The 1,693-nt window shown below is 54.5% G+C and carries 1 rRNA gene (cut by a window edge); it reads left to right on the forward strand.

From position 1 onward, the window contains the following. A 23S ribosomal RNA gene (locus tag C0606_10775) occupies window positions 1-1,693 on the forward strand (its annotated part extends 665 nt beyond the left edge of the window); the annotation flags it as partial.

The following is a 1,693-nucleotide window of genomic DNA, read 5'->3' on the forward strand; positions in this document are numbered from 1 at the left end:
GATCTAGCTATGAGCAGGCTGAAGGTGCGGTAACACGCACTGGAGGGCCTAACCCACGTCTGTTGAAAAAGACGGGGATGACTTGTTGCTAGGGGTGAAAGGCCAATCAAACTCGGAAATAGCTGGTTCTCCGCGAAATCTATTTAGGTAGAGCGTTGGATGAATACTCCCGGGGGTAGAGCACTGGATGGGCTAGGGGTCCCCACAGGATTACCAAACCTAACCAAACTCCGAATACCGGGAAGTACTATCCAGCAGACACACGGCGGGTGCTAACGTCCGTCGTGAAAAGGGAAACAACCCTGACCGCCATCTAAGGTCCCTAAGTTATGGCTAAGTGGGAAAGGATGTGAGGATCCCAAAACAACCAGGATGTTGGCTTAGAAGCAGCCATCATTTAAAGAAAGCGTAACAGCTCACTGGTCTAAATAAGGGTCTTTGCGCCGAAAATGTAACGGGGCTAAAGCCATACACCGAAGCTGCGGGTGTGCGTATGCACGCGGTAGCGGAGCGTTCTGTAAGTCTGCGAAGGAAGACCCGCGAGGGCTTCTGGAGATATCAGAAGTGCGAATGCTGACATGAGTAACGATAAGGAGTGTGAGAGACACTCCCGCCGAAAGTCCAAGGGTTCCTGCGTAAAGCTAATCTGCGCAGGGTTAGCCGGCTCCTAAGGCGAGGCCGAAAGGCGTAGTCGATGGGAATGCAGTTAATATTCTGCAGCCTGCGAGTGGTGACGAATGCTGTGTGTTGTCCAGGCTTATCGGATTGTCTGGGCAGCGAAGGTGTTCCAGGAAATAGCCCTCGCGTATAGACCGTACCCTAAACCGACACAGGTGGACTGGTAGAGTATACCAAGGCGCTTGAGAGAACTGTGCTGAAGGAACTCGGCAAATTGCCTCCGTAAGTTCGCGAGAAGGAGGCCCTTGCATCGGGCAACCGATGTGAGGGGGCACAGACCAGGGGGTGGCGACTGTTTAGCAAAAACACAGGGCTCTGCGAAGCCGTAAGGCGACGTATAGGGTCTGACGCCTGCCCGGTGCCGGAAGGTTAAGAGGAGGGGTGCAAGCTCTGAATCGAAGCCCCGGTAAACGGCGGCCGTAACTATAACGGTCCTAAGGTAGCGAAATTCCTTGTCGGGTAAGTTCCGACCTGCACGAATGGCGTAACGACTTCCCCGCTGTCTCCAGCACAGACTCAGTGAAATTGAATTCCCCGTGAAGATGCGGGGTTCCTGCGGTTAGACGGAAAGACCCCGTGCACCTTTACTATAGCTTCACACTGGCATTCGTGTCGACATGTGTAGGATAGGTGGTAGACGTTGAAACTTGGGCGCCAGCTCAGGTGGAGTCATCCTTGAAATACCACCCTTGTAGCCATGGATGTCTAACTGCGGCCCGTTATCCGGGTCCAGGACAGTGTGTGGTGGGTAGTTTGACTGGGGCGGTCGCCTCCCAAAGAGTAACGGAGGCGCGCGATGGTGGGCTCAGAGCGGTCGGAAATCGCTCGTTGAGTGCAATGGCATAAGCCTGCCTGACTGCGAGACTGACAAGTCGAGCAGAGACGAAAGTCGGTCATAGTGATCCGGTGGTCCCGAGTGGAAGGGCCATCGCTCAACGGATAAAAGGTACGCCGGGGATAACAGGCTGATGACCCCCAAGAGTCCATATCGACGGGGTTGTTTGGCACCTCGATG

This window comes from Hyphomicrobiales bacterium, from assembly GCA_002869065.1.
Taxonomy (GTDB): Bacteria; Pseudomonadota; Alphaproteobacteria; order Rhizobiales; family Rhodobiaceae; genus Rhodobium.